This window comes from Streptomyces sp. RLA131 (assembly GCF_056270125.1).
Map to the genome: position 1 here is coordinate 3,410,613 of NZ_JBWDOQ010000002.1, position 26,941 is coordinate 3,437,553.

The following is a 26,941-nucleotide window of genomic DNA, read 5'->3' on the forward strand; positions in this document are numbered from 1 at the left end:
TCGCGACGGTCCCCGCCCCCGCCGGACCAGGGCCGTCCAGGTGAACGGTGGACCAGTAGGGTGCCGACCCATGGCGACCTGGCAGCGCACCCTCGACCGTGCGGGCATCACCGATCCCCGGCTGCGCGCCGACTACACCGGCGTGCGCCGGCTCGTCGCCGCCTTCGAACGCGGCCCCTATACCGCCGTACGCCTGCTGCTGCCCGACTCCGCCGTGCCGCACGTCATAGCCGCCACCGGCTTCATGCACCATAGCGACACCATCCTGGACCGGGGCCCGCTGGACGGGCGGGTGGCCGGCTTCACCGAGTGGGAGAAGCGGGTCCGTACCGCCCTGGAGACCGGTGAGGCCTCCGGCGATCCGGTGCTGGGCCCGTTCCTGCACACCGCCGGCGTCCACCCGAGGCTGCGTCACCAGGCCGAGGAGTACCTCGCGGCCGCGCCCCGGGAGCTGCACTTCGACGGCTTCGCCACCGAGGCCGACTACCAGGCCTACGTGGACGGCTACTCGCTGCCCGGCTTCCTGCTCGTCGCCTGCCTGCTCGGCCCCGGGACGGACTCCGGCGGGTACGAGGAGTTCGTCACCGGCGCCCGGACCTTCGTCGAGGCCTGGCAGCGCCTGGACTTCCTCGACGACCTCGCCGAGGACCTGCGGGAGGAGAACCGCCTCGGCCTCCCCGCCGACGCCCTCGCCCGCCACGGCGTCACCCGCTCCGACCTGGCAGCCGGCCGCGCCACCGACGGTTTCCGCGGCCTCGTCCAGGACGTCGCCGACCGGATCCGCCCCGGCCTGCGCGCGTCGCACACCCTGCTCGGCCTCGTCCCGGAGGGCAGCCGGCCCTTCGTCCGGGCGCTGGTCACGCTCCAGGAAATACGTCTCCGGGCCGTGGAGAAGAGGGGTACCGCCCTTCTCCACGGCCCCGCGCCGACGGCCTCCCCCGCCGCCCTGCGCGTCCTCGCCCGCGAGTACCGCCGGGCGAGGGCTCTACGCCGCCGTCACTGATACGTGATGGCGGACGTGCTGTAGAGGCAGTTCGTACTGTCCGGACCGCTGCCCAGTTCGGTCGGCTCGGCGCCCGTGCTGTTGCCCTTGAAGCGCTCGCAGACGACGATCTTCCGCTTGGTGTCGCCGACGATCGTCACGCCCGAGATCTTCGCCGTGTCACCGAGGTTGGAGTTGATCCCGGCCAGCACCTTGCCCGGGCTGGTGGCCTTCACACCGCTGATCACGACGTGCCGGGTGAACTGCGTCTTGCAGTTGCCGCACGAGCGGTACAGCTTGCCGAAGTCCTCGACCTGGAAGTTTCGGATCGTCAGCGTGCCGGCGCCGTTGTGCTGGAAGACCTTGTCGTCCGCCTTCCTCGCGCCGCCGCCGTCGACCAGGTACGTCGCCGAGGCCGACTTGCTCTTGAAGGTGGCCGCGTCCTCGCCGACGTCCTCCCACCACACGTTCTGCAGCGTGCAACTGCCCAGGCAGTGCACGCCGTCGGCCGCCGGGGCGCCCAGGATGACGTTCTTGAGCGTGGCCCCGTCGGCGAGCTCGAAAACCGGCCCCTGGTCCTCGGACTGGCTCGCGCTGCCCAGATCCCCCGAACCGAAGAACCGCTTCAGCCCGCCGTCGTAGCTCCCCGACACCTCGATGGTGGCGGTCACCGCCTTCTCGGCGGTCGCGGTGGGCCAGGCGGCGAAGGTGGTGGAGGAGGACGCGGAAGCGGAGGCCGACTTGGTGGCCGTGGCCGACGCGGAGGCCGAAGCGGAGGCCGACTTCGTCGCCGTGGCCGACGCCGTGGCCGACGCGGACGCCGAAGCGGAGGCCGACTTGGTCGCCGTCGCCGACGCCGACGCGGACGCCGAGGAGACGGATCCCGTCACCACCGTGAGTGCCCAGCTCTTGCTGCTCGCCGAGTCACAGGAGTTCTGCTGGGCCAGTCCGGCCTTCACATTCAGGCACTTGCCACTGCCGGCGTTGACCAGGTGGTACTTCTCGCCCACCTCGCTGAGCTTCCACACCTGCGACGACTCACCGCCGGCGCAGGTCTGCTGCTGCACCGCCTTGCCGTTCGACGCCGACGCGTCCTTCACCCCGGCGCACAGCCCGCTGTGCGCGGCCTTCACGGTGAAACCGGCGCCCGAAGCGGCCAGCGTCCAGGTCAGGTTTGCCGCGTTGGCGCACCCCGCGCCGGCCAGCTGCACACCGCTCGCCCGGCTCGCCGACGGCACCCCGAGGCAGCTGCCGTCGGCCCCGTTCACCAGCCGGTACGTACCCGCGCCGGGCCCGGAGGCGTTCGCCGTCATCAGTACACCGCCGGCCACTGCGCCGCCCGTCAAAGCGGTGGCCAGGGCGCCGATCAGCACGGTCCGGCGACGATTCGTTCTCCTGCGGCGAAGCTTGCGCAGGGCTGCTCGTGTGCTCACGTGGTGTCTTTCGTTCAGGTATTCGAGGGTTCCCTCACCCCGCCAGTCGTCACCACTCACGCAAAGGTTGCCGTCGGCCTCGTACGTTCTGTCCGCCGAGGCCCGGTCGGAGTCCCGCCGGGGTCGGTCCCGCTACGCGAAGAGCGCCCGCACCGCGTCCCCCTGTGCCGACGCGGGCCCCGCGGCTCCCGGTCCGTCCCGGTACCGGAAGTACTCCGTTCCGAGCGCCGTCTCCCGCAGCTCGGGGTGCCGGTCCAGTGCGGCGACCCGGGCCCCGCGGGCGAACTCCGACTCGTGGGAGCGCAGCGCCCGCCACTTGACGTCCAGCCACTTCCGTACGTCCACCGCCACATCCGGCCGTCCGCCCGCGCCGACCAGGGCCCGGGCCTCACCGGTCGCGTCCGTCAGCTGGTCGGCCCGCTCCTGCGGCACCGTGGCAAGCCACACCTGTCCGACCGCCCAGCCGTCGGCCGCCGCCTCGACCGCCGCCGGCGTCGCCTCGTGGACCCGGATGTGGTCCGGGTGGCCCGACACCCCGAACGCGTCGTACGTCACCACCGCCACCGGCCTCAAGCTCCGGATGTACGAAGCGAGTTGCTCGGCCAGCGCGTCGAGCGGCACATCGCTCAGCCCTCCGTCCGGGTACCCCAGGACGTGCGGCCCCCGCGCCCGCAGTTCGGCGAGCGCCCTGGTCAGCTCCGCCGTCCGCGTTCCCGGCGCCGCGAACGAACTGCCGTTCTGGAGCTCCCCGTTCGTGCAGGTCACCACGGCCGAGGGGATCCCGGCGTCGGCCGCCCGGGCCAGCACGCCGCCGGTCCACAGGGATTCGTCGTCCGGATGGGCGTGGACCGCCAGCACCGGCACCTGGGTCACAGTGCCTCCAGCACGTCACGCACCTGGCCGGTGGGGTCCGCCCCGACCGGCCGGAGGACCACCGTCGTGGCCCCGGCGTCCCACAGGCCACGGATCCGCTCGGCGGCCGTCGCAACGGGCCCGGCGGCCAGGAACACGTCCTCGGCGGGGATCCGCAGCCAGTCCGTGTACTCCTCGACGACGGGCGCCGTGAGCTTCGCGATCCGCTCGGCGTCGTCCCCCACGCACAGGTGTGTGAAGACCACCGTCTCGTGCGGCCCGGCCGTACCGCCCCCGCCGGCCTCGGCTGCCGCCCGGCCCCTGCCGATGTGCGCCAGCGCCGCCAGGACCTCGCGCGGCCCCTGCCCCTCGGCGATGACCGTGCCGTCGGCCACCCGGCCGGACAGCTCCAGGGACTTCGGCCGTACGACGCCGGCGACCACCGGCGGCGCCTGGGCGGGCGGGTGCTCCAGCCGTACGGCGTCAAGGTGCACGACGCGGCCGTCCAGCGTCACGGTCTCCCCGCGCAGCAGGGCCCGTACCGCCGTGACGGTCTCCTCCAGCAGGGCCAGCTTGTGCGGGGTGGCCGCACCGACCTGGGCCATCCACTGCGGCGAACCGTGCCCGACACCGGCGACCAGCCGACCGGGGAACACCCGCTCCAGCATGGCCAGTTCCATCGCCAGCAGCGCAGGATTGCGCAGCGGCGCGGGGGCGATGCCGATGCCCACCCGGAGCCGGCGCGTGGCGGCCAGGGCGAGTGCCGCCGAGGACATCGCCCCGGCCCAGCCCAGATCCTCGACCACCCACAGGTCGTCCACCCCGAGGTCCTCCATCTCCCGCGCGAACGCGGTGAGTTCCTCCGGCTGCCGGTCCCTGTCGAACATCACGCCCGTGCGGCGGCTCTGCCGCGAACCATCGGTCACCATGCCGTCACCCTAGTGCGGTGACCGCTTCCGTTCCGGCCGGTGGCCGGTTCGTCCTCAATCGCCGGACCGGCTGATTTCCAGCCCCCCCGCGACCCGTCACGCGAGTGGGATCGAACGGTTCTCCTCGACCACCTGATAGCCGGCGCTCGTGTAGAGGCTCATCGCCACATCGTTGCCCCCGAAGACGTTGAACATCAGCGCGGCGTCGCCCGCGGCGAGCGTGGCCCGTTCACCGACCGCCATCGCCGCCCGCCCGAAACCGCGGCCGCGGTGCCGCTCGTGCACCTCCAGGGAGTAGCCGAAGGTGACCCCCGGCAGGAAGCCGTGCCGCAGCCAGCCGGTGCCGATCGGGGCCCCGGCCGCCTCCAGCACCAGGAAGGAGTGGTCCGGTGTGGCCAGGCCCTCCGGCAGCAGCCGTGCGAAGTCGCGGTCGGACTTGAGCCGGGCCTCCTCCGGCGTCAGTGCCCCGGCTCTGACGATGTCCGCGACGTAGGCGTCCTCCTCCCCGGCCAGCCACCGCGGGTACTCGTCCGGGGTGAGCGGCCGCGCCGTGACGCCGTCGGGCAGCGGCGCCGGCCCGTCGCCCGGGGCGAGCGCGCGCATCCGGGTCTGGCCGCGCACCGGAAAGCCGGCGAACGGCCCGCCGCCCCGCGTGGCCGCCCCGACCAGGCGTACGTCCACCCGCGACGCACCGCGCTCCGCGCACCAGCGTTCCGCCCAGCCCCGGGCGTGCTCCTCGCACCCCCGGCCGCCGTACGCCGGGTCGACCCACAGGTCCCCGATCCGGCCGGCCGGAGTGCCGTTGTCGTCGGCCACCGTCACCACGACGTACCCCGCCCCGGCCCCGTCCGCCGTGATCCCCGCCATGGTCCAGTCACCCACGTCCTCAAGGATCTGGCCGAGTCGCACTTCGACCGCCGCCTCCGAGAGCCCCGCGGCCCGGTAGGAGGCGCGCAACCGCTCCTCGAAGCCTGCCCGCCAAGTCCCGCTTTCGGCCTGGATGTTGATGTCCACCGCACTCGATTCCCGCATCCGGCAACCCTAAGTGCGGGACAGCGGACGTGGTGCGGAGCCGGCGGCCGGCTCAGCAGTCGCCGGTCTCGGGGTGTCCCGCGAAGCGCTCGCCGAGCCAGCCGACCACGTCGTCCACCGCCTGGTTGTCGGCCAGCAGGTGATCGCCCGGGTAGAGCTTCCACGCCGTGGGCACACCGGCCGCGCAGTACGCCTGGTGCGTGGCGTCCTCCGTCGAGATGGCGATGACCTCCTCGAACGCGCCCCGGTACTGCAGCACCGGGAAGCCGATCCGGTACGCCGTCCCGGCCGGGGCGACACCGACGCCGACGCCGAGCTTCTGCGCGTCGAGCACCTCGCCCCAGGTCCGGCCGTCGCTGCCGGCCTGCGCGTAGAACCGGTCCAGGGTGAGCCCGGCCGTCGTGTAGTCGCCGATGTCGGCGAACGCGAAGCCGGCGAGCGTGTCGACGAGACAGCCGCTGCGGGCCCTGGCGACCGCCGCGCGCCCGTCGTCGTTGAGCAGCGCGTCGAACGGGAGCTTCGGATACGCCGCGGAGATACCGAGTGCCGCGTCCATCAGGAAGCCCGCGAACGCCTGGCCGTTGAGCCCCTCGGCCGTCACCCGCAGGTCACCGGGCACCCCGCCCGAGGCGTCACCCGCCACCTTCAGCCCGGGCGCGTAACCCGCCGCGAGCTGCGCTGCCCACAGGCTCGCCGCCCCGCCCTCCGAGTAGCCCCACAGGCCCACCGGGGCCTGGCCGCTCAGCCCGCTGCCCGGCACCCTGGAGGCGGCCCGGGCGATGTCCAGCAGCGCGTGTCCGGCGTCCGCCCCGGAGACGTAGCGGTGGGTCTGCCCGTCCAGATAGCCCGCGCCGTCGGTCGCGGCCACCGCGTAGCCCGCCTTGAGCAGCGCCGCGATGTTGTCGCCCTCGTACTCGTCCTGGTACGCCCCCGCCAGCTGCTTGGAGAACGCGCACTTGGCGCCCAGCCCCAGCGTTCCCGGGCTGAAGGCGACCACCGGCCGCGCCCCGGTCCCCGTCCACGGGGCCACCGGCACCGCGACCGTCCCGGAGACCGCCACCGGTGTGCCCCGGTTGTCCGTCGAGCCGTACTGGACCTGCCAGCCGGTCATCGCGATGTTCCCCGGCACCTGGCCGAGCGTCACCTGCCGGCAGGCCAGTACGGAGCCGGGGCCGCCCGGGACCGTCGCCGGCGGCGTGTAGACCGCCTCGGCCGACGCGGAACAGGCGGCAGCCGTGGCACCCGCCGCCGTGCCGGACATCATGAAGGTCCCGGCCAGCAGGGCCAGAGCGGCGGACAGGGCGGCGGGCAGGGCGGCGTGTCGTGTCCTCATGGCGGCGCGTCCCTTCGCAGCACGGAAGTGGACGGCCGGCCGTCTCCGCGGCAGCCGTCCACCATGTCACGGGGACAGTAAGGAGCCCGGCGTCCCGGCAGATAGCCACCGGCCGCGCGATCTCGCGCCGCCGGCTGTCCTTCAGTGAGTGATGACGCCCGCGGCACGTGCCGCCACGAGCCACTGCGGGAACTCGCTCGTCAGCGCCTCGTACAGCCCGGCGTCCGACACCGCCGACGGATCGCTGCCGGCCGGGAAGAACCCGGCGTTGTCGACGACCCGCTTCGCCGGGACCGGCAGCTCGTCCAGCTTGCGCAGGAAGTCGAACTGCTTGTCCTCCGGGTCGCCGAAGCCCACGAACTGCCAGAAGAGCGGCAGCCGCGCCGCCGCGCACAACTCCCTTTCGGCGGCGGCCCTGGACGTCGGCCCGCCGTCGGTCTGGAAGACCACCAGCGCCGGATCGTTCGCACCGGACGCGGCGTAGTGGTCGGTGACCGCGCGCATGGCCAGGTGGTAGTTGGTGCGGCCCATCCGGCCGTATCCGCCGTGCAGGGCGTCGATCCGGCCCTCGTACGACTCCAGGCCGATCTCGGCGACGCCGTCCACATCGGTGGAGAAGAACACCACCGGCACCGTGCCGTCGTCGTCGAGATTCACCGCCAGCCCCAGCACCTGTTCCGCCAGCCGCTGGACGCTGCCGTCCCTGTAGTACCGCCGCATGCTCCCCGAGCGGTCCAGCACCAGGTACACCGCGGCCCGCTGCCCGGCGACCCCGGCCTTCTCCAGCGAGACCTTCGCCGCCCCGTACCGGCCGACCAGACCCGGGGCGGTGGCCCGCACCTTCTCCAGGCTGATTGCCGGTGTGCCCGCGTCCAAAGCCATGCGGTCACCGTACGCGGCAGCGCACTCGTCGGACACACGCGGCACGGCACGCGGCACGGCACGGCACGGCACGGCACGCGGCACCGTACGCGGCGCAAATCCGGATGTGCGAGGGCCGGGAGGCTGATAGTTTCCGGTTCGTGCCGAAGCTCAATCAGATAATCGCCGTGGAAAAGGGCGTCAAGTCCAAGTCCCTCCAGGAGCTGACCCAGGCTCACCATGACGTCCAGAAGCCCGCGTTGCTCGCGGGTATCTCCCGGACGTACCAGCCCAAGGACGAGGAGGGCGAGCAGCTGCCGCCCGAGTCGACCCGGGTCCAGGTCAAGGCCGAGGACATCCTGCGGAGCACCGCGGCGACCCTCACCAGGCTCTTCGACGTCACCGCGACCAAGGACTGGGCGAACCGCAGCGCCGCGGCCGACATCGTCGTCGACGGCACCGTGCTGCTGGCCCGGGTGCCGGTCCCGTATCTGCTCTTCCTGGAGAAGCAGCTCACCGATCTGCACACCTTCGTGCGCAAGCTGCCGGTGCTGGACGCCTCGGAGTCCTGGAACCTCGACCCCTCCACGGACTCCTGGAAGACCGAGGCCGTGCGCACCATCCGTACCAAGAAGGTGCCGCGCAACCACGTCAAGGCCGAGGCCACCGAGAAGCACCCGGCCCAGGTCGAGGTGTACTACGAGGACGTCCCGGTCGGGTACTGGACGACGGTGAAGTTCTCCGGTGCCCTTCCCGCCCGGCGCGTCAACGAACTGCTGGACCGGGTCGAGAAGCTCCAGCAGGCGGTCAAGTACGCCCGCGAGGAGGCCAACAGCACCGATGTCACCGACCAGCGCGTCGGCGACGCGGTGTTCGGCTACCTGTTCCGGTAGCCTCATGATCGCCCCTTGCGTGAGCAGGGGGTGCGCGAAGAGCGCAAGCTGAAACAGAAGTTGAAGCTGAACCAGGGGTATCAGTTGGGGGTTCGAATCCCTCCCCCGGCACACGAGCCGGGGTGGCCCAAGCCAGGCAGAGGCGGCCCCCTGAATCTCAGACTCTCGCTCAAGTCTCAGCATTCGCCACCGAACGCCGGATCGACCGAGTGCGGACGATCATCGACGGATGGGGGTTCAAGTCCCTCCTGTGCCTCTCTCGTGGCACGGTAGTTCAAAGGCAGAACACGTCGATCTCAGAATGATCCGCGACTCTTAAACGCCGTCGGCGTGCGCAATTGGGTGGCACCTCAGGGGCCCGGGACGCTGGATACCGCGCCCGGGTCCCGTCACCCGACTCTCGTCCCCGCTCTCGCCGGCCCGGGGAGACTCAGTCCGATGCGGGCCGCGCCGGTATCTCGAACCACATGGTCTTGCCGGTGGCCGTACGGGTGCAGCCCCAGGCCTCGCTGAGCAGGTCGAGCAGTTCGGTACCGCGTCCGCCTTCCGCGTCCACGTCGGCGACCTGCCGTACGGGGCCGGCGGGGTCGGTGTCCTCGACCTCGCACCGCAGGCGGGAGCCGCGCACATGCAGGTTGAGCCGCAGAGGCCCGCGCGTGTGGCGCAGGGCGTTGGTGACCATTTCGCTGACCAGGAGCTCGGCGGTGTCGGCCAGGCCCTCCGGACCCTCCGGATCCCAGTCGTCCAGCTGCGCGGTCACCAGCCGCCGGGCCTGGCGGACCGAGGTCAGTTCCCGCCGCAGGGGCCAGGAGGCGTCCCAGGCGTGGACAGGGGCGCGGGGCGCGTCAAGCGGTCGCAGGGGCTCCAGGACGCGCGCCCACAGAGCCCGGTTCCGGGCGACCCACGACATGGGGGCGGCCTCCGGGGACCGGGACGGCCGCTTCCCCCGGTCGCCGTCCCCGGCGCCCTGGCGGCACCCGGGAACGTATCCCTCGTGAGAGCTCGTGCTGCGGTCGATGGCCGGGGAGGCCATGGGAATCAGTCCCTTCTGAACCGCTGGCGACCATGCCATGACTGCCGGGGCGGTGGAGATCCGTCTGACCGGGCCGGGCAGACGCCAGGTCCCGCATTCACGTAGCACTCGCTACACCTAAAATATACATGTAGCGGGTGCTACGGTAAATACCAGAGCGAACATCACTAAACCAGACATACGGGATTCGTTCCAGCCCGCCCGCGCAGCACAGCCGCCACCGGGAGCCTCCATGCCGCGCCCGCCCGACCCGGCCAAACGACACGACCTGCTGGACCGGGTCCGTGAGTACATGATCCGCAACGGCCTCGCCGACCTGTCCCTTCGCCCGCTGGCCCGGGCACTGGGCACCAGCGACCGCATGCTGCTGTACTACTTCGGGACCAAGGAACGCATGGTCGCCGAGGCACTCGCCCTGGACGAGAGGCGACCGCTGCTGCGGGCCCGTGGCCTGCTCGTCGCCACCGGCCCGGCCAGGGACCCGGCGTGGCTCCGCCGCTTCATGGAGGAGACCTGGCAGCAGCTCAACACCCCCGGCCTGCGCGCCGCGCTCCCCCTCTACCTGGAGATCACGACCGCCAGCGTGCTCCACCCCGGCCGGTACGGTCCCGCCATGCGCGACATGCTCACCGAGTGGACCGGCCTGCTCGTCTCCGTCTTCCGCGGCCTGGGCATGCCCGAGGCCCGAGCCGGAACGGAGGCGGCCCTGCTGATCGGCGCGTCCTTCGGCCTGCTCATCGCACCCCTGGCCGACGGCGACTGGGACCGTGCCGACGCCGCCTTCCACGCCCTCCTCGACCGCCTCGAACCCGGCTGGCACGCCACCTGACCGAGCACTCAGGCCAGCAGCCTGGTCTTGGCCCGATCGAACTCCTCCTGGCTGATGTCGCCCTTGTCCCTGAGCGCCGAGAGCTTGCCCAGCTCATCCACCGGGCTCCCGCCCCCCGCCGTCTCCTGGATGTACTGACGGACAGCCGCCTCGTGGTCCTGGACCTGCTTGACGTCCCTCTCCCCCATGCCCTTGCCGCGGGCGATGAGGTACACGAGGACACCGAGGTAGGGCAGCACGAGCACGAAGATCAGCCACCCCGCTTTGGCCCATCCGCTGAGCTTGTGGTCACGGAAGACATCCGTGATGACCTTGAACAGCAGGAAGAACCACATGGCCCACAGGAAGAGCCACAGCATCGTCCAGAACACGTCGAGGAGGGGGTAGTCGTCCATGGTTCACTCCGATCATGGATGCGCTACTCCATTCATACAGTCGGTCCGATGAGGCCGCATGTGCAGAGCACGCCGGCGCGGCTCGTTCCCCGGGGTCGATTCGACGGCCGGCCCGCTCTACGGCTCCGCCGAGCGGGGCTGGGCCGTCGGAATCCGGTGGGTGAAGAACAGCGCGAGGACCGCGGCGAGGGCGAGAACGGCGAGCGCGGCGCGCAGACCGTCGAGCCTGGCCTCGGCGTTCGCGTCCAGCGCGGCAGTGGTGACCTCCGCACTGGTGCCGGCCTCGTCGAGGGCGGTCCTGAGCTGAGCGTCCGACAGGAAGGGCGCACCGCTCTGGAGTGCGACGGTCGTCCGGTTCTTGACCTCGTCCGGGACCGCCGGATTCGCCACGACGCCGGTCAGGAACGAAGACGTGAGCGTGGCGATCATGATCGACCCGGCAAGCGCCGTACCGATCGAGGCGCCGAGGTTGGTGACGGCGTTCTGGACGCCTCCGACTTCCGCGCTCTGCTCCTCCGGCACCGCGGACACGGTGACCGACCCGAGCTGGGACGCCAGCGAGCCCATGCCGAGCCCGATCAGCAGAAGCGGGAGGGTGACGATTTCCGCGCCGGCGTCCGCGTCGAGCGCGGCCATCAGAACCACCGCGCCCGCGAGCAACGCCAGGATCCCCAGCCGTACCACGCGCCGCGGGGAGACATCCGGGAACAACCGCGGGATCAGGACCGCGGCCGCCAGCAGCGTGAGCGAGAGCGGCAGGAGGCGGGCACCGGTCACGAGCGCCGACAGGCCCAGAGCGACCGACAGATAGAGCGGTACGACGAAGAACACGCCCATCTGGACGAGGTACTGGAAGAAGAACATCGTCAGCCCGCCGGTGAGCTGCTTGTTCCGCAACATGGCCGGGTCGACGAGCGGCTCCCTGCCCCGCTCCACGAGGCGGGCCTCCCAGCGGAGGAAGAGCCAGACCAGAAGCAGACCTGCCAGCATCAGCCACACGACCAGCGAAACCCCGAGCCACGAAGGCGCGTCGGGCTTCGGCCGGAACCAGCCCCACTCGTCCGAGCGGAGCACCCCGTAGACGAAGACCCCGAGCCCGAGCGCGGACAGCACGGCACCGACAAGATCGAGGCGGGGCCGCCCGGCACTCGCGGCGTCAGCGATGCGACGCGCGAGCACCAGGATGCCGAGCACCACCACGACCTCACCGGCGAATACCCACCGCCAGGAGAAGTACGTCGTCGCGACACCCCCGATGAGCGGCCCGAGCGCGATCGCCACGGCCCCCGCGGCCGCGACGAGCCCGTAGGCGGCGGGACGGCGCTCAGCGGTGAAGTTGCCGGCCACGAGCGCCACGATCGCGGGCAGGATGAGCGCCGCGCCGACTCCCTCGAGGAATGCCCAGCCGAGCAGCAGCACGGGCAGGTTCGGCGCGAGCGACGTCGTGAGCGACCCGCACCCGTAGATGACGCAGCCGATCATGAACGCCCGCCTGCGGCCGATCAGCGCCCCCACCTTGCCGCCGGGGATCATGAACATCGCCATCACGAGGGTGTAGGCCGTGATGGCCCCCTGGATGCCCGTCACCGTCGTACCCACGTCCTCGGCCACCGTCGCGATGGCGACGTTCATGACCGAGCTGTCCAGCGCCATCAGGAACTGACCGGCCGCGAGCGTCAGCAGGACGAGTCGCGCCGTCGCCGAACCCTGCGCGGTGCCTGCCCTGGATGCCATGGGCGGATCGTCCCAGCCACCCCGGAGAGCGCATCCGCGACCCGCCACGACATCAACCGGTTGGCCTACCGCCGCACTGACCGCGGACCACGACGCGGACCACGCCCCGGCGCCCGGTCCCCGAGCCCTCGCACGACCGCGGGCCGCGGCGACCGGCCGCACCCCCAGACCTCTCGCCCAGCCCGAAAACGAGTAGACCCCCGCCCGATCGAAGCGATCGGACGGAATCTCGCGGACCGCTCCCGAGCTGACTCGAGAACAGCCCTGTTGTGCTGTGCTGTGGACCTGAGGGGATTCGAACCCCTGACCCCCTCGATGCGAACTACGGGCGGGGCGGTCGCTGAGGTCTGCTGGGCTGGTCAGCCGGTTGGTGGGGGTTGCTGAGGGCCGGCGGCGGTTGCTGGGGTTGCTGTACTTCCCTGCTGTACAGCTTCGGCTTCTCGGCGGGCGTACGCGAGGTTGTGGCGGCTGCCCAGGGTGGAGGGGTGGGTGTCACCCAGCACCCGTTCGCGCTGCGCGAGGGTGGCCTCGTACAGCCGGATGGCCCGCTCCAGATCCCCCGCCTCCTGGTAGGCGCCCGCGAGGTTGTTACGGCTGGTCAGGGTGTCGGGGTGGGTCTCGCCCAGCGCCCGTTCGCGCTGGGTGAGCGTGGCCTCGTACAGCCGGATCGCCCGCCCCACATCCCCCGCCGACTGGTAGGCGCCCGCGAGGTTGTTACGGCTGGCCAGGGTGAAGGGATGGGTGTCCCCCAGCACCTGTTCGTCCTGGGCGAGGGTGGCGGTGCGCAGGGTGATGGTGTGGGCGTCGCGGCCTTGCCGGTACAGGTACTGGGCGGCCTGGTAGTAGGTGTCGGCGGTGTCGGCTGAGGCGGGTGTGTCCGGTGGTGTGGACTCGGCCAGGGCCAGGACGTGCGGGAGCAGGCGTTCCCACGGGGCGGTGGGTTCGGGCAGGGGGCCGTCCGGCGGTGTGGGCAGGGCCTGCCTGACGGTCTGTTCGGCCTCCGCGCGGCCCGGGGCGTAGGCGTCGGGCTCTGAGTCGGCAGGCGGGCGGGTGCGGAGGACGGTCTGTACGAGTCGGTGGACGCTGACGCCCTGGCGGTCGTCGGTGAAGGCGATCATGTTGTAGGCGTGGAGGTCTCCGAGGGCGTTGTCCAACGCGATCGGGCTGGGGGCGAGCGGGGCCAGGAGGGTGCGGGGGATGTCGTTGGGGGCCAGCCAGGCCATGGTGTGCAGGAGCGTGACGGCCAGCGGGTCGTGGCCGGTGAGGGTGGTGAGTGTCTGGTCCCAGATCCGGGCGATGGTCCGCTCCGGGTCGACGACGTCCCGACCCTCGTCCAGGACCAGTCCCAGGGACCGGCGGTAGGTGTCCAGGTCGATGCCGGTCCGGTACACGTAGGCGCCGGCCTGTTCCAGGGCCAGCGGCAGACACCCCAAAACCTCGGCCAGCTCCCCCGCCGCGTCCCGCTGCCCTTCGGTGGGGATGAGGCCAGGGAAAGCGATGGTGCACAGCAGGTCGGCGGCCTCGTCCAGGAGGAGCAGGCCAAGCGACATGGTAGGGGCCAGGGCGTGCCATCCGGTGGCCCTGCGGCTGGTGGCCAGATGGTGCCCGCCGGCCAGCGTGCCCAGGTAGGGGCGCAGGTGGGCCGGGTCCTCGACGTTGTCGAAGACCAGGAGCCAGCCCGGGTGCGCCTGCAACCAGGTGATCGCCCACGCCGCCCGCTCGTCCGGACCGACCGTCCCAGCCCACTGCGGACACAGCCTCATCGCCAGCCCCGCCATACTGGTCACGATCGACTCGGGGGACTCGGCGGTGATCCACCACACCAGCGTGTACGCGCTGCGGTAGCGGTCGGCGTAGTGCAGGGCCAGGGTGCTCTTGCCCACTCCGCCGAGCCCGTGAATCGCCCGCACCCGCGACTGCACCACCGCCGCCGAGCCCCCGCCCGCCAGCATCCCCCGCAGGTCGGTCAGTTCCTCCTCCCGGCCGACGAAGATCCCCGACACCGACTCCGGCAAGAACCCCGCCCCTGGCGGCGCCTGAATGGTCAGGGCCCAGTGCACGGCCTCAGCCGGCAGCATCACGACCCGCGCGTTGTCCCCGCTGATCGCGACCCCTATCGACTCCGCTCCGATCGGCCGCTCCCCGGACACCTCCACCCGCACCGGCTCCCCCGGAACCGCCGCGCTCACCGCTGTGGCGGGTGGACGGTGGCGTGGTCGCCGGAGACCGCGATACCGATGTGCTGCGCGCCGATAGCCCGCGTCCCCGACACGTTCACCGTCACCTCACCCGCCGCCGGCAGCAACCCGGCCACTTCAGCCGCCAGCTCCGCGTCCTCGCGCAACGCCCGCTTGATCTGCTGCCGCAGCGCACCCGCCGCATCCGGATCCTCCGGCTCCTCTACGGCCTCCCGCACCGCAGCCTCCAACTCGGCGCGGCCCTGGTCGTCCCGTCGGTGCCACACCGCCCGCAGAATCCGCTGCCCCAGGCTCGCCGTCGCATCGGCCGCAGCGTCCTCGGCCCGGCTGAACACCGCCGCCCCATACGCACCCACCGCCGCCGACAGATACGGCCCGGCCTGCTCCACCAGCTGAACAATCTCCGCACTCATGCCCGCCCCTGACCAACCATCACCCAACCGCATTGGCGACTCAGCGTAGGAATACACAACGCTCCGTGAGTACAAAACGCCAAACCACCCGCCGTGGTTCCGCGACACGACCCCGCGACCCGTACACCTGGCCACGGCCCACCGGCAGAGGGACACGGCCGCTGCCCGCTCTCACCAAGGACCGGGGTGCGCGTGGAGGCCCACATCTGCTTGCGCACGCTTTCCAACTGTGTTGGCGGGCCCTGAGGCGGCAAACAGGCCGTTCACCTGCGTTCACGGAAGGACGACCCGGGGAGCGGCTACCGGCTTTGGTCTCGTCTGAACGACCATGAACGACGCTGAATGAGACGGAAACTGAGACGGGGGCCGGCGGCGCGCTGAGTGCGGGTGTCGTGGCTGGGCGCCAAGGGATCGAAGGTCAATGGAGGGATGCCGAGTTCTTGGCGCATGGCGGATGCGGTGGCCTGAACGGCCTTGAAATAGGTGTGCTGTGCGGTCTGGAAGGTGCCGTCCGTAACGTGCGCACCGTCCGCGAGTAGATCGCGCAGGGTGCGCACGGTGCGGAACGCTTCGACGCCCAGCTCGGCCACGCGAGGCGGGGCGAGCATCGTCAGGCTGAACCGTTGCTCGAACAGACCGGACTCTGAGAAGGCGGCACGGACTACCCGCCTGCGCTCTTCAGGTCTGTCGTAGGCAGCCTCTGAGGCGAAGCGCATACTCTCTGTCGCGCGGGCCAGGTGAGAGAGGTAGATCACGAAGGCCTCGCGCAGAACGGTCTGCGCGTCCGCCTGTTGGGCACGCTTCCAGCGGTCTCGGTCCACAACGAACGTCGCGACGATGCCAGCGAGTGCGCCGGCTATGGCGCTCAGAGGTGCAGTCCAGTCCATAAGACGGACTGTATTCAGTACACGCTGTTGCGCGTTGTGAAGGAAGGCAACCCAAGCGCTGATGCTCTCAGCTTGGGCAGCTTGAATCCTTCAGGAACGATTGCTCCACTGACCTGCGGCGGAACGGTGCACTAGCCTCCCGGGACCGCAGTTGAGTTCCCGCTGGGCGGGCCTCCGCCTCGGACTCGGGCATCTCTTACCTGCCTCGATGGGTCCGCCGGCGTTCGCGCCTTGGAGAGCGCGCTTGCCCGCAACCTGTACCGTCCTTCACCCGGATCGTCCAGCTGGCCGGCCTCCGGGTCGTCCGGCTGCACGACACCCGGCACACCTGCGGGTCGCTGCTCGCCGCGCTCGAAGTGCATCCCCGGATCACGATGCAGATCCTCCGGCACGGCAAGATCGCGGTGACGATGGAGGTCTACACGCACGTGCCGTCCAAGGCGACGCGTAAGGCGCTGCGCAAGCAAGCTCGGGAAGCACCTGGGGCAGCAAGATCAGAAGTGGTTGCTGTACTTCGCTGCTGTACGGCACCAGAAAGCCCCTGGCGGATTACCCCGCCAGGGGCTTTGAGCTGCTGTGGACCTGAGGGGATTCGAACCCCTGACCCCCTCGATGCGAACGAGGTGCGCTACCGGACTGCGCCACAGGCCCTTGCAACGAGGAAAACTTTAGCATCCCCGGTGCCGTGGTCCGGTCACTCGTTGGCGGCGCGGGGGCGGTCGGGGTCGGAGTACTGGTCGAAGAGGGGGGTGCCGCGGGAGGCGGAGGAGCGGTCGCGGGGGCGGCGGGGGGTTACCGGGGCGGTGGCGAAGGTCGGGCGGGGGGCGGGGACTTCCCAGGTGTCCTCGGACGGGGCGCGCTGCTGGTCGACCCATTCGGCGTGGTCGGTCTGCTCGACGAGGGCGCGGCGGTCGGCCGCGGCGGGCTGCTCCGGGACGGGGACGGGCTCGGGGGCCGGTTCCTCGCGGGCGGGGCGGTCGCGGAGGCGCTGGGCGGCGTCGGCGGCGCGGCGCTGGTCGATCTTGACCTCGAAGCGGCGGCGTTCCTGGGCGCGCAGGTGGGCGATGTAGAGGGTGAGCAGTACGGCGGGGACGGCGGGGGCCCAGAGCAGGGCAAGGCCGCCGACGGCCGCGACGATGGCGCCGGAGGTGAAGGCGAGGAAGAGCAGGGTGGTGGTGCGGCGGCGGCGGGCCAGGACCTTCGCGCGGGGGTTGACCGCGGGCTTCCTGGGTTTCTTCGCCTTCGGTTTCGGGTTCGGCTTCACCCCCGGCGCCGGCGTGGACGCGGACCCGGACCCGGACGCCGTCGCGGGCTGGATCTGGGTCGCGGGCACGGCGAGGGACCGGACGTCGACCGGTTCCGGTTCGGCGTGCTCCGGTTCGTCCGGCTCGGCGTGCTCCGGTTCGTCTTCCTCGTCCAGCGCCTTGGCGATCTTGCGCTCCATCGCCGCCCGTCCGGACAGGAGCCGGATGGCGGTGCTGAAGCGTTCCGTCGGACGGGCCTCGTTGAGCTCGTCCTGCCTACGGAGCCACATCGGCACCAGATAGGCAGCCCAGGCCCCGACAATGACTGCGTAGATGAGGCCGCTACTGCTCACGCTTCACACGGTAGGGGGACATGGCCAGGGCCATACGCAATTTGGCCCGGTGTGTCGCACGATCTGGTTGATACGCCGAAAGTTTTTTGTGATTGTGGTCGCGGATGCCAGAAATTTCGAACAGACATTTTATTTGTGAGGTGTTCCGGGTCTCGCCTGGTGCCAGCGGGTGAGCAACCCCCCGGGGACCTCCTCGGCGGTGAGGGCGAAGACGAGATGGTCGCGCCAGGCACCGTCGATATGCAGATAGCGGGGGCGCACTCCCTCGTCGCGGAATCCGAGTTTCTCCACGACGCGGCGGCTGGGGCGGTTCTCGGGCCGGATGCAGATCTCGATGCGGTGCAGGCCGACGTGGCGGAAGCTGTGATCGGTGGCGAGGGCGACCGCGGTGGGCATGACGCCGCGCCCGGCGACGGCCTGGTCGACCCAGTAGCCGATGTGGGCGGAGCACATCGAGCCCCAGGTGATGCCGGCGATGGTCAGCTGGCCGGCCAGCCGGCCCTGGTACTCGATGACGAAGGGGAGCATCCGTCCGGCGTTGGCCTCGGAGCGCAGGTGGCGCACCATCTGGCGGTACGTGGGCCGCTGGGCGAGGTGGCCGGGCGGGGCGGGGGGCACGCTGGCCTCCCAGGGGCGCAGCCAGTCGCGGTTGCGGCGGTTGACCTCGCGCCAGGCTCGCTGGTCGCGCAGCTTTATCGGGCGGAGGAGCACGTCCCCGTCCGCCAGTTCGGCCGGCCAGGACGCGTTCAGCTTGGTCTCCCTGAGGTTGCCCCGGACGACGGGTGGTCGCCGCCGTGGATCTGGTCGACGGCGTGGATCAGGATCGGGGCGACCACGGCGAGGCCGTCCTTGACGCCGCCGGTCGATCCGGGGAGGTTCACCACCAGGGTGCGCCCGGCGACGCCCGCCATGCCACGCGAGAGAACGGCGGTCGGGACCTTCTGGCGTCCGTAGGCCCGGATGGCCTCGGCGATGCCGGGGATCTCGTAGTCCAGGACGCCCCGGGTGACCTCGGGGGTGCGGTCGGTCGGCGAGATGCCGGTGCCGCCGGTGGTGATGACGACGTCGTACTCCTCGGCCACCGCCGTCTGGAGGGCGAGCGCCACCGGCTCGCCGTCGGGGACGACCTTGGGGCCGTCGACGGCGAAGCCGAGCTCCCGCAGGGCGCTGACGATCAGGGGTCCGCCGCGGTCCTCGTAGGTACCGGCGGAGGCGCGGTTGGACGCGGTGACCGCGAGCGCGCGATAGGTCCTGGGGGATGTCATGCGGCACCTCCGGCCGACGTGGGGCGCAGCCAGTCGCCGGACTTGCCGCCGGTCTTGTGCTCGACCCGTACGTCGGTGATGACGGCGGCCTTGTCGACGGCCTTGACCATGTCGACCACGGTCAGGGCGGCGACGCTGACAGCGGTCAGGGCCTCCATCTCGACGCCCGTACGGTCGGTGGTCCGCACGGTCGCCGTGATCTCCACGGCGTCGTCGGCGACCGCCAGGTCGAGCTTGACGCCGGACAGGGCCAGCGGGTGGCAGAGCGGGATCAGGTCGGGGGTGCGTTTGGCGCCCATGATGCCGGCGATACGGGCGGTGGCGAGGGCGTCGCCCTTGGGCAGCCCCTCGCCGGGGGCGTCCCCGCGCAGCAGCTCGACGACGCGGGGGGAGACAAGGACCCGGCCGGTGGCGCGGGCGGTGCGGGCGGTGACGTCCTTGGCGGAGACGTCGACCATGCGGGCCGCGCCGGCCTCGTCGATGTGGGTGAGATGTGGTTGCTGCTCGGTCACCGGGCCACCGTACCGGCTCAGTCGAGCAGTACCACGTCGACCTCGGCGCCGTCGGGGACGTCGGTGGTGTCCTCGGGGACGACGATCAGGGCGTTGGCGTGGGCCAGCGCTTTGACCAGGTGTGATCCGGCGCCGCCGACCGGGGCGACCCGTCCGGTGCTCGCGTCGTACCAGCCGCGCAGGAACTGCCGCTTGCCCTTGGGCGACTCGGTGACGCCGCCGGCGCAGACCGCACGCGCGGAGTACCGGAGGACCGGCTCGACGCCCATCAGGGTGCGGATGGCGGGGCGGACGAAGAGCTCGAAGGAGACGTATGCGCTGACCGGGTTGCCCGGCAGGGCCAGAAGGGGGACGCGGGCGGTGCCGGGCTCGCCCTCGACCTCGCTCTCGCCGCCCATGAAGCCGAAGCCCTGCGGCTTGCCGGGCTGCATGGCGAGCCGGCGGAAGTCGATCCCGTCGCCCAGCGCCTCCTTGACGACGTCGTACGCGCCGACGCTGACGCCGCCGGTGGTGACGATGAGGTCGGCGCGGATCAGCTGGTCCTCGACGGTGGTCCGGAAGGTCTCCGCCTCGTCGACGACGGCGCCGACCCGGTACGCGATGGCACCGGCGTCCCGCGCGGCGGCGGTGATCATGAAGCTGTTGGAGTCGTGGATGGTGCCCGGGGCCAGCTCCTCGCCGGGCGGGACCAGCTCGCTGCCGGTGGACAGGACCACGACGCGGGGCCGGGGCCGGACCCGTACCGCCGCCCGGCCGACGGCGGCGAGCAGCGCGATCTGCGGCGGCCCGAGGACCGTGCCGGCCGCCAGGGCCAGCTCGCCGGCGGCGATATCGCTGCCCCGGGCCCGTACGTACTGCCCGGGGTCGACGGGGCGGTGGACCCGGACCTCGGCGCCGGGCGCGAGCGGGGCGGCGCTGGCCGCGCGCATGGCGTCGGCGGGGCCCGCGGAGCCCGTACCGCCGTCCGTCCACTCCACCGGGACCACGGCCTCGGCGCCCGGCGGCAGGGGCGCGCCGGTCATGATGCGGGCGGCCTCGCCGGGGCCGACGGTGGGCAGCTCGCCCGCCCCGGCCGCGACATCACCGACGACGGTGAGGACCGCGGGGTGCTCGTCGGTCGCGCCCAGGGTGTCGGTGGTGCGGACCGCGTAGCCGTCCATCGAGCTGTTCTCGAAGGGCGGCAGCGCGACCGGCACGGTCACGTCCTCGACCAGGACACAGCCCTGGGCGTCGAGGAGTTGCAGCTCGATCGGTTCCAGCGGCTTGAGCTGCCGGAGGATGTTGTCGAGGTGGTCGGACACGGACCAGACGCGGTCGCCCGCCGCGCTGCTCGCGGTACTGCTCAATCTTGCATCTCCTCGTTGACATACTCGCGAAGCCAGGACCGGAACTCCGGTCCCAGGTCATCACGTTCGCATGCCAGTCGGACAATCGCACGCAGGTAGTCGGCGCGGTCCCCGGTGTCGTAGCGGCGGCCGTGGAAGACCACGCCGTGCACCGGGCCGTCGGGGCCGCCTTCCTGGGCGAGTTCGCGCAGCGCGTCGGTGAGCTGGATCTCGTTGCTACGGCCCGGCTTGGTCTTGTTGAGAGCCGCGAAGATCGCCGGGTCGAGCACATAACGGCCGATCACGGCGTACGAGGACGGGGCCTCGCCCGCGGCGGGCTTCTCGACCAGGTCGGTGATGCGGACGACGTCCTGGTCACCGGTGGGCAGTATGGCGGCGGAGCCGTAGAGGTGGATCTGGGCCGGGTCGACCTCCATGAGGGCGATGACGCTGCCGCCGTGCTCCTCCTGGACCTCGATCATGCGCGAGAGCAGGGGGTCGCGCGGGTCGATCAGGTCGTCGCCGAGGAGGACCGCGAAGGGCTGGTCGCCGACGTGCGGCTCGGCGCACAGCACGGCGTGGCCGAGGCCGCGCGGGTCGCCCTGGCGGACGTAGTGCATGGTGGCGAGGTCGCTGGACTCCTGCACCTTGGCGAGCCGGGACTCGTCACCCTTGCGGGTGAGGGCCTCTTCGAGCTCGTAATTGCGGTCGAAGTGGTCCTCAAGGGGGCGCTTGTTGCGGCCGGTGATCATCAGGACGTCGGAGAGACCGGCCGAGACCGCCTCCTCGACGACGTACTGGATCGCGGGCTTGTCGACGACCGGCAGCATCTCCTTGGGCGTCGCCTTCGTGGCGGGCAGGAAGCGGGTACCGAGGCCCGCGGCGGGGATGACAGCCTTGCTGATCCGAGTACGCGCGTGAGTCATGTTCTGCACCATAACCGCTGACTATGAGGGGAAGATGAAGTTCCGGACGTTTAATGGCGATAGGCGGCTATTGTGCGCCAAATAGGCGAGGGTCAGGGTAACGGTAACAAGTCCGTGTTGCGGGCAGATCTCCTAGGGGTCAGACGCTCGTTGACGGCTGCGGCACGGGCGGCGGCCGAGCGCGCCATCGCCGAACACGCCCTTGAGCTGGAGGAATTGACGGGAGCGCGGACCGTGGCCGGCTACGTGTCGGTCGGCGCCGAACCGGGGACCCGGGCCCTGCTGGAGGCGCTGCGGGGGCGCGGGAAGCGGGTGCTGCTGCCGGTGCTGATGGCAGACAACGACCTGGACTGGGCGGCCTACGAGGGCCCGCGGCGGCTGGAGCGGGCCGCCCGGGGGCTGTACGAGCCGGCCGGGCCCCGGCTGGGGTCCGCGGCGGTCCTGGGCGCCGACGTGGTCCTGCTGCCCGGGCTCGCCGTGGACGGCCGGGGGCTGCGGCTGGGGCGGGGCGGCGGTTCGTACGACCGCGTACTGGCGCGGCTGGAGGCGGCCGGGGCGAACCCGGCGCGGGCGGTGCTGCTCTACGCGCACGAGCTGATCGGCGCCGTCCCCGCCGAGCCGCACGACCGGCCGGTGGACGCGGTGGTGACACCGGAAGGGGTGACGCGCTTCGCGGCCGGGGGGTGACGCGCCGCGGGGGCGGGGGCGGCCGTCTCCGGCCGTTTCCCCCGCCCCCGCCCCCGCCCCTACGGCTACAGCTACAGCTACAGCTACGGCTCGGCTACGGCGTCAGCGCGAGCGTGTCGGACGTCGTGGCGTCGACCTTCTTGCTGGAGAACGCCCAGGGCAGCAGCTCGCCCTTGGCCCACTTCGTCGTCTGATCGGAGTAGTGGGCGCTGTAGGCGTGGCCCGAGGCGCCCGTCAGGTTGATCCAGCGGGACTTGTCGAAGTCGGCCAGCGAGACGACCATCCGCATGGACGGCACCCAGACCACGTCGTAACCGCCGGCCGCGTTCCAGCCGGTGGCGTTGACCGCCGCCTCGCCACCACTGAGCTGCCAGGGACCCCGGTTGAGGAGCCACTTGACGATGCCGGGGCCGGAGGTGCCCAGGGTCTGGTTCCTCAGCGTCAGCGTGTGGAGCCGGCCCCAGCTCCAGGTGTCGACGTCCTTGCCGAGCTTGGCGGTGAGCTCGAAGCGGGCGTCCTTCATGGCCTCGGCGAGGAGTTCGTCGCGCGTCGTGCGCTTCTTGTCGCTGTTGACGTCGTAGAAGGCCGTCGGCGAGGAGATCCACCACTTGTTGGTCTTGTCGCTCAGGATCGACCGGACCACCTCGAACCAGCGGTCGCCGCCGTCGGGCTGCGCCTGGTCGGAGGCGCGCTCACCGCATTCGCGTACGAGCTTCGACTTGCCGTTGAGATCGTCGACAGGCCCGGAGGAGTCGGTGGCGGGGACGGTGAGGCACTGGCCCTCGGGGCGCAGTTCCTTGGGCAGCTTGTTGCCGAAGGCCAGCTTGAGGGTGTTGCGCCACACGGCGTTGAAGTAGGCCGCGGCGGCGGAGTCGGAGTCCTGGTTGTAGTCCCAGGTCTCCAGCAGCTTCTGGGCCTCGCGTACGTAGTCGTTCTTGTCGTTCTTGATGTCGATCTTGGTCAGGATCGGGACGAGCAGCTTGGCGATCTCGCTGCTGCTGTCGCTCTGCATCTCCTGCATGTCGTCCATGGAGATGACGCCGCTGTCCTTGATCTTGGACTTGATGAGGTTGTTGATCCGCTGGCTGCGGGTGCCGTACCCCCAGTCCGAGGTGATCAGGTACGGGTACTTGTCCTCGTCCACCACGGCCTGGTTGGCGGTGACGATGTAGCCGCGCTCGGGGTTGTACTCGGTGGGCATCTCGTCGTACGGGATGTAGCTCTTCCAGCGGTAGGCGGAGTCCCAGCCCGGAGCCGGGTAACGGCCGTCGCCGGTGGCGCGGACCGGGACCCGGCCGGGGGCCTGGTAGCCGATGTTGCCGTCGGTGTCGGCGTAGATGAGGTTCTGGGAGGGAACGGCGAAGTTCTTCGCCGCGGCCCGGAACCCGGTCCAGTCGGTGGCGGTGTCGATCTCGAAGACCGCGTCCATGGTCCTGGAGGGCGTGAGCGCGGTCCACTTGAGCGAGACCGCGTAGCCGTCGCCGCGGTCCGGGGCGGAGGCGGTGACCGGGGCCTCGTCGCCGACGTCGCGCAGTTCGGAGTCGCGGTCGGAGATCACCGGGCCGTTGTTGGTGCTCCGTACGGTGATGGTGCGGTCGGCGCCGCCGGCGACCTTGATGGTCTCCTTGCGGGTGGTGAACTTCTTCTGCTTGCCGTCGTAGAGATAGCTGTCACTGGTGACCTTCTCCAGGTAGAGATCGGTCACGTCGGCGCCCAGATTGGTCATGCCCCAGGCGATGTCCTGGTTGTGGCCGATGACGACACCCGGCATGCCGGAGAAGGTGTAACCGGCGACGTCGAAGGGGCAGGCCGCGCTGACCGTGGTGCAGTGCAGGCCCATCTGGTACCAGAGCGACGGCATCTGGGGCGCCAGGTGCGGGTCGTTGGCGAGCATGGGCTTGCCCGTGGTGGTGTATTTGCCGGAGACGACCCAGGAGTTGGACCCGATGCCGTTGCCGGACGGGCCGAGCAGTGACGGGATCTCGTCGAGGGTGTCGGAGAGCGCGGACAGCTGCGACTCCACGTTCGTGGCGGCGGTGGCGGCGGTCGTGGTCGCCGTCGCCGTGGTCGCCGTCGCCGTGGTCGCCGTCGCCGTGGTGCCGGAGGTGGTGGTGCCGGAGGTGGTGGTGCCGGAGGTGGTGGTGCCGGTGCTGCCGGTGCTCGTGCTCGTGCTGCTGCCGGTGCCGGTGCCGGTGCCGGTGCTTTCGACGACGGTGTCGTTCCGGCTGTACGGGTAGTCCGGGTACAGGTCCGAGATCTGCTTGGCGCTCAGCCGGCTGGTGAGCAGCGAACGGTCGATCTCGTCCTGCATATTGCCGCGCAGGTCCCAGGCCATCGCCTTGAGCCAGGCCACCGAGTCGACGGGCGTCCACTTCTCGGGCTTGTAGTCGTTGACGAACCCCAGCGCGGCGTACTCGACGGAGAGTTCGGATCCGCTGTGGTCGGCCAGATAGGCGTTGACGCCGGCCGCGTAGGCGCGCAGGTACTTCTTGGTGGTCGCCGACAGCTTGGTGTCGTACTCCTTCTGCGCGACCTTGCGCCAGCCGAGGGTGCGCAGGAAGGCGTCGGTCTCGACCTGGCCGCTGCCGAACATCTCCGACAGGCGCCCGGAGGTCATGTGCCGGCGCACGTCCATCTCGTAGAAACGGTCCTGCGCCTGGACGAAGCCCTGGGCGCGGAACAGGTCCTCGGCGTTGCCTGCGTAGATCTGCGGGACGCCACTGCTGTCGCGTTTGACCTGGACGGGTTTGGTCAGCCCGTCCAGCTTGAGTGAACCGGTGGTCTGCGGGAAGGACGCGCGGACGGTGTCGACGCTCCAGTACGACCCGTAGCCGATGCCCGCCACGAGGAGGACCACGAGCCCGAGAACGAGCAGGCGCGTGCGGCGGGACTTCTTCTTGGCGGGCATCGATGTCCTTCGAGGGGCAGGGTGGACCGATTGCTGGGTCACACCTTAGGCGTAGCGCCTGGGCGGCCCCTACGCGGAGTCACTGAGATCGTCACGAGATCGCCCAAGTCTCAAGTACAGGTAAAATATTAGGCGCGGCGATGAACTTCCCGGTGGGCTTCCCGTGAGGCTTCCCGCCCTGTTCCGCCAAGCCCTGCCCTGCCACCGGCCCAGAGGAAGGACCCTCTCCTGACTGTCGACCGGCTCAACGAACTCCTGTTGGTGTGTGCGGCCGTACTGCTCGTCGCTGTCGTCGCGGTACGCCTGTCGTCGCGCAGCGGACTGCCCAGCCTGCTCATCTACCTCGGCATCGGGGTGGCACTGGGGCAGGACGGGCTCGGCATGCGCTTCGACAACGCCGAACTGACCCAAGTGCTGGGATATGCCGCTCTTGTGGTGATTCTGGCGGAGGGCGGACTCGGCACCAACTGGCGGGACATCAGGCCGGCGGTGCCGGCCGCGGCCGTGCTGGCGACGCTCGGGGTCGCGGTCAGTGTGGGCATCACGGCGACGGCCGCGCACCTGCTGGTGGGCCTGGACTGGCGGCAGGCGCTGATCATCGGCGCCGTGGTGTCCTCCACGGACGCTGCCGCGGTCTTCTCGGTGCTGCGGCGGGTGCCGCTGCCGTCCCGGCTGACGGGTGTGCTGGAGGCGGAGTCGGGCTTCAACGACGCACCGGTGGTCATCCTCGTCGTCGCCTTCTCCACCGCCGGGACGGTCGAGCACTGGTATCTGCTGATCGGCGAGATAGCCCTGGAGCTGGCGATCGGCGCCGCCGTCGGGCTGGCGCTGGGCCTGCTGGGCTCGTACGCGATGCGGCATCTGGCCCTGCCGGCCTCCGGCCTGTACCCGATCGCGGTCATGGCGATCGCGGTGCTGGCCTACGCGGGAGGCGCACTGGCGCACGGCTCGGGCTTCCTCGCGGTCTATGTGGCCTCGCTGGTGCTCGGCAACACCAAACTGCCGCACGGCCCGGCGACCCGGGGCTTCGCCGAGGGGCTCGCCTGGATCGCGCAGATCGGGCTGTTCGTGCTGCTGGGTCTGCTGGTGACCCCGCACGAACTGGGCGACGACGTCTGGCCGGCGCTGGTGGTCGGCCTGGTGCTGACTGCGGTGGCGCGGCCGGTGTCGGTGCTGCTGAGCATGGCGCCGTTCCGTACGCCGTGGCGGGAGCAGGCACTGCTGTCGTGGGCGGGGCTGCGCGGGGCGGTGCCGATCGTGCTGGCGACGATCCCGATGGTGTCGGGGATCCAGGAGAGCCGGCGGATCTTCAACATCGTCTTTGTGCTGGTGATCGTATACACCTTGCTCCAGGGCCCCACGCTGCCGTGGCTGGCGCGACGGCTGCGGCTCGCCAACGCGGAGGCGGCGGCGGACCTGGGGATCGAGTCGGCGCCGCTGGAGCGGCTGCGGGGGCATCTGCTGTCGGTCAGCATCCCGGAGGCCTCGCTGATGCACGGCGTGGAGGTGAGCGAGCTGCGGCTGCCGGCCGGGGCCGCGGTGACCCTGATCGTCCGTGACGGCAAGAGCTTCGTACCGCTTCCGATGACGGTTCTGCGGCGCGGGGACGAGCTGCTCGTGGTCGCGACCGACCCGGTCCGGGACCGGGCCGAGGCACGCCTGCGGGCGATCGGGCGCGGCGGAAAGCTCGCCGGCTGGCTGGGCACCGGCGGCAGCAGCCGGAGCTCGGGGTAGCCGGAGTTCCGGGTAGTCGGAGTTCCGGGTAGCCGGAGCCGGGAGCCGGGGTGCCGGAGGGCGCGGGGCGATCGTGGGCACACGATAGGATGAGCCGTTGTTGTAACGTGATGGAAACTTGTAATCACCAACTCTGCCTGATGTAGAGCTGGCGCGACCGCATGGCGGCCAGGGTCGATGAAC

At 71.0% G+C, this 26,941-nt stretch carries 24 protein-coding genes and 1 tRNA gene; 5 read left to right on the plus strand and 20 right to left on the minus strand.

The window, feature by feature from the left end; genetic code table 11:
• The first annotated feature begins 70 nt into the window (after positions 1 to 70).
• Positions 71 to 1,003, plus strand: coding sequence for a squalene/phytoene synthase family protein (locus RWE79_RS16340; protein WP_475940806.1), 933 nt, complete (start codon positions 71 to 73; stop codon positions 1,001 to 1,003).
• Here the strand turns inward: RWE79_RS16340 and RWE79_RS16345 are convergent.
• The 6 genes from RWE79_RS16345 to RWE79_RS16370 form a co-directional block, all read right to left on the minus strand.
• On the minus strand, positions 997 to 2,415 hold the full coding sequence (locus tag RWE79_RS16345) for a pectate lyase (protein WP_475940807.1): 1,419 nt from the start codon (positions 2,413 to 2,415) through the stop codon (positions 997 to 999). The genes RWE79_RS16340 and RWE79_RS16345 overlap by 7 nt on opposite strands.
• A 132-nt stretch (positions 2,416 to 2,547) precedes the next feature.
• Positions 2,548 to 3,288 (minus strand): PIG-L deacetylase family protein, encoded by a 741-nt coding sequence (locus tag RWE79_RS16350; RefSeq protein WP_475940808.1) that lies wholly within the window; start codon positions 3,286 to 3,288, stop codon positions 2,548 to 2,550.
• Entirely contained in the window at positions 3,285 to 4,196 is a 912-nt protein-coding gene (locus RWE79_RS16355) for an LLM class flavin-dependent oxidoreductase (RefSeq protein WP_475940809.1), read from the minus strand. The genes RWE79_RS16350 and RWE79_RS16355 overlap by 4 nt, the downstream gene beginning before the upstream one ends.
• Positions 4,197 to 4,292: 96 nt before the next feature.
• The gene (locus tag RWE79_RS16360; RefSeq protein WP_475940810.1) at positions 4,293 to 5,228 is read right to left on the minus strand and encodes a GNAT family N-acetyltransferase; all 936 of its coding nucleotides are present in this window, start codon (positions 5,226 to 5,228) and stop codon (positions 4,293 to 4,295) included.
• A gap of 52 nt (positions 5,229 to 5,280) precedes the next feature.
• The gene (locus tag RWE79_RS16365; protein WP_475940811.1) at positions 5,281 to 6,561 is read right to left on the minus strand and encodes a lipase family protein; all 1,281 of its coding nucleotides are present in this window, start codon (positions 6,559 to 6,561) and stop codon (positions 5,281 to 5,283) included.
• A 141-nt stretch (positions 6,562 to 6,702) separates the two neighbouring features.
• On the minus strand, positions 6,703 to 7,443 hold the full coding sequence (locus RWE79_RS16370) for a vWA domain-containing protein (protein ID WP_475940812.1): 741 nt from the start codon (positions 7,441 to 7,443) through the stop codon (positions 6,703 to 6,705).
• Between the two features lie 140 nt (positions 7,444 to 7,583).
• On the opposite strand from RWE79_RS16370, the gene RWE79_RS16375 reads away from it, so the two are divergent.
• The gene (locus RWE79_RS16375) at positions 7,584 to 8,315 is read left to right on the plus strand and encodes a DUF7873 family protein (protein WP_475940813.1); all 732 of its coding nucleotides are present in this window, start codon (positions 7,584 to 7,586) and stop codon (positions 8,313 to 8,315) included.
• Positions 8,316 to 8,745: 430 nt separating this feature from the next.
• On the opposite strand, the gene RWE79_RS16380 is transcribed toward RWE79_RS16375, so the two are convergent.
• Positions 8,746 to 9,225 carry an ATP-binding protein gene (locus tag RWE79_RS16380; RefSeq protein ID WP_475940814.1) on the minus strand — a complete coding sequence of 160 codons (480 nt, stop codon included), beginning with the start codon at positions 9,223 to 9,225 and terminating at the stop codon, positions 8,746 to 8,748.
• Positions 9,226 to 9,580: 355 nt separating this feature from the next.
• Between RWE79_RS16380 and RWE79_RS16385 the strand changes: the two genes are divergently transcribed.
• Complete coding sequence (locus RWE79_RS16385) at positions 9,581 to 10,177, plus strand: TetR/AcrR family transcriptional regulator (protein ID WP_475940815.1); 597 nt, start codon at positions 9,581 to 9,583, stop codon at positions 10,175 to 10,177.
• 8 nt (positions 10,178 to 10,185) lie between these two features.
• On the opposite strand, the gene RWE79_RS16390 is transcribed toward RWE79_RS16385, so the two are convergent.
• The 12 genes from RWE79_RS16390 to galU form a co-directional block, all read right to left on the minus strand.
• A complete protein-coding gene (locus tag RWE79_RS16390; protein ID WP_475940816.1) occupies positions 10,186 to 10,572 on the minus strand; it encodes an SHOCT domain-containing protein in 387 nt (128 codons plus the stop codon).
• A gap of 117 nt (positions 10,573 to 10,689) precedes the next feature.
• Entirely contained in the window at positions 10,690 to 12,306 is a 1,617-nt protein-coding gene (locus tag RWE79_RS16395) for an MFS transporter (protein WP_475940817.1), read from the minus strand.
• 359 nt (positions 12,307 to 12,665) lie between these two features.
• Positions 12,666 to 14,495: a tetratricopeptide repeat protein gene (locus tag RWE79_RS16400; protein ID WP_475940818.1), complete on the minus strand. Its 1,830-nt coding sequence runs from the start codon at positions 14,493 to 14,495 to the stop codon at positions 12,666 to 12,668.
• A complete protein-coding gene (locus RWE79_RS16405) occupies positions 14,492 to 14,917 on the minus strand; it encodes a hypothetical protein (protein WP_475940819.1) in 426 nt (141 codons plus the stop codon). The genes RWE79_RS16400 and RWE79_RS16405 overlap by 4 nt, the downstream gene beginning before the upstream one ends.
• Before the next feature lie 299 nt (positions 14,918 to 15,216).
• The gene (locus RWE79_RS16410; protein WP_475940820.1) at positions 15,217 to 15,804 is read right to left on the minus strand and encodes a hypothetical protein; all 588 of its coding nucleotides are present in this window, start codon (positions 15,802 to 15,804) and stop codon (positions 15,217 to 15,219) included.
• A 577-nt stretch (positions 15,805 to 16,381) separates the two neighbouring features.
• A tRNA-Ala gene (locus RWE79_RS16415) sits at positions 16,382 to 16,455 on the minus strand.
• Positions 16,456 to 16,498: 43 nt separating this feature from the next.
• Positions 16,499 to 17,401, minus strand: coding sequence for a divisome protein SepX/GlpR (gene sepX / locus RWE79_RS16420; protein WP_475940821.1), 903 nt, complete (start codon positions 17,399 to 17,401; stop codon positions 16,499 to 16,501).
• 129 nt (positions 17,402 to 17,530) lie between these two features.
• Positions 17,531 to 18,151, minus strand: a complete 621-nt coding sequence (locus RWE79_RS16425; RefSeq protein WP_475945856.1) for a GNAT family N-acetyltransferase — start codon at positions 18,149 to 18,151, stop codon at positions 17,531 to 17,533.
• A complete protein-coding gene (locus tag RWE79_RS16430) occupies positions 18,148 to 18,666 on the minus strand; it encodes a MogA/MoaB family molybdenum cofactor biosynthesis protein (RefSeq protein WP_475940822.1) in 519 nt (172 codons plus the stop codon). Before RWE79_RS16430 ends, RWE79_RS16425 begins: the two co-directional genes overlap by 4 nt.
• Positions 18,663 to 19,124, minus strand: coding sequence for a cyclic pyranopterin monophosphate synthase MoaC (moaC, locus tag RWE79_RS16435; protein ID WP_475945858.1), 462 nt, complete (start codon positions 19,122 to 19,124; stop codon positions 18,663 to 18,665). The genes RWE79_RS16430 and moaC overlap by 4 nt, the downstream gene beginning before the upstream one ends.
• A 71-nt stretch (positions 19,125 to 19,195) precedes the next feature.
• The gene (gene glp / locus RWE79_RS16440; RefSeq protein WP_475940823.1) at positions 19,196 to 20,524 is read right to left on the minus strand and encodes a molybdotransferase-like divisome protein Glp; all 1,329 of its coding nucleotides are present in this window, start codon (positions 20,522 to 20,524) and stop codon (positions 19,196 to 19,198) included.
• Positions 20,521 to 21,429, minus strand: a complete 909-nt coding sequence (galU, locus tag RWE79_RS16445; RefSeq protein WP_475940824.1) for a UTP--glucose-1-phosphate uridylyltransferase GalU — start codon at positions 21,427 to 21,429, stop codon at positions 20,521 to 20,523. Before galU ends, glp begins: the two co-directional genes overlap by 4 nt.
• Before the next feature lie 81 nt (positions 21,430 to 21,510).
• Here galU and RWE79_RS16450 point away from each other — a divergent pair, with 81 nt between their 5' ends.
• Complete coding sequence (locus tag RWE79_RS16450; protein ID WP_475945860.1) at positions 21,511 to 22,116, plus strand: 5-formyltetrahydrofolate cyclo-ligase; 606 nt, start codon at positions 21,511 to 21,513, stop codon at positions 22,114 to 22,116.
• Positions 22,117 to 22,210: 94 nt separating this feature from the next.
• Here the strand turns inward: RWE79_RS16450 and RWE79_RS16455 are convergent, their stop codons facing one another.
• Positions 22,211 to 25,024 carry a penicillin acylase family protein gene (locus RWE79_RS16455; RefSeq protein WP_475940825.1) on the minus strand — a complete coding sequence of 938 codons (2,814 nt, stop codon included), beginning with the start codon at positions 25,022 to 25,024 and terminating at the stop codon, positions 22,211 to 22,213.
• A gap of 198 nt (positions 25,025 to 25,222) precedes the next feature.
• On the opposite strand from RWE79_RS16455, the gene RWE79_RS16460 reads away from it, so the two are divergent.
• Positions 25,223 to 26,758, plus strand: coding sequence for a potassium/proton antiporter (locus tag RWE79_RS16460; RefSeq protein WP_475945862.1), 1,536 nt, complete (start codon positions 25,223 to 25,225; stop codon positions 26,756 to 26,758).
• Positions 26,759 to 26,941: the final 183 nt, after the last annotated feature.

Bases quoted from the DNA above. Each gene is read 5' to 3' on its own strand.
- RWE79_RS16365 (WP_475940811.1), bottom strand. From the start codon at position 6,561: ATGAGGACACGACACGCCGCCCTGCCCGCCGCCCTGTCCGCCGCTCTG.
- RWE79_RS16395 (WP_475940817.1), bottom strand. From the start codon at position 12,306: ATGGCATCCAGGGCAGGCACCGCGCAGGGTTCGGCGACGGCGCGACTC.
- RWE79_RS16360 (WP_475940810.1), bottom strand. From the start codon at position 5,228: ATGCGGGAATCGAGTGCGGTGGACATCAACATCCAGGCCGAAAGCGGG.
- RWE79_RS16410 (WP_475940820.1), bottom strand. From the start codon at position 15,804: ATGGACTGGACTGCACCTCTGAGCGCCATAGCCGGCGCACTCGCTGGC.
- RWE79_RS16385 (WP_475940815.1), top strand. From the start codon at position 9,581: ATGCCGCGCCCGCCCGACCCGGCCAAACGACACGACCTGCTGGACCGG.
- RWE79_RS16340 (WP_475940806.1), top strand. From the start codon at position 71: ATGGCGACCTGGCAGCGCACCCTCGACCGTGCGGGCATCACCGATCCC.
- RWE79_RS16405 (WP_475940819.1), bottom strand. From the start codon at position 14,917: ATGAGTGCGGAGATTGTTCAGCTGGTGGAGCAGGCCGGGCCGTATCTG.
- RWE79_RS16430 (WP_475940822.1), bottom strand. From the start codon at position 18,666: ATGACATCCCCCAGGACCTATCGCGCGCTCGCGGTCACCGCGTCCAAC.
- RWE79_RS16380 (WP_475940814.1), bottom strand. From the start codon at position 9,225: ATGTCGTGGGTCGCCCGGAACCGGGCTCTGTGGGCGCGCGTCCTGGAG.
- galU (WP_475940824.1), bottom strand. From the start codon at position 21,429: ATGACTCACGCGCGTACTCGGATCAGCAAGGCTGTCATCCCCGCCGCG.
- RWE79_RS16370 (WP_475940812.1), bottom strand. From the start codon at position 7,443: ATGGCTTTGGACGCGGGCACACCGGCAATCAGCCTGGAGAAGGTGCGG.
- moaC (WP_475945858.1), bottom strand. From the start codon at position 19,124: ATGGTCGACGTCTCCGCCAAGGACGTCACCGCCCGCACCGCCCGCGCC.
- RWE79_RS16390 (WP_475940816.1), bottom strand. From the start codon at position 10,572: ATGGACGACTACCCCCTCCTCGACGTGTTCTGGACGATGCTGTGGCTC.
- RWE79_RS16355 (WP_475940809.1), bottom strand. From the start codon at position 4,196: ATGGTGACCGATGGTTCGCGGCAGAGCCGCCGCACGGGCGTGATGTTC.
- RWE79_RS16455 (WP_475940825.1), bottom strand. From the start codon at position 25,024: ATGCCCGCCAAGAAGAAGTCCCGCCGCACGCGCCTGCTCGTTCTCGGG.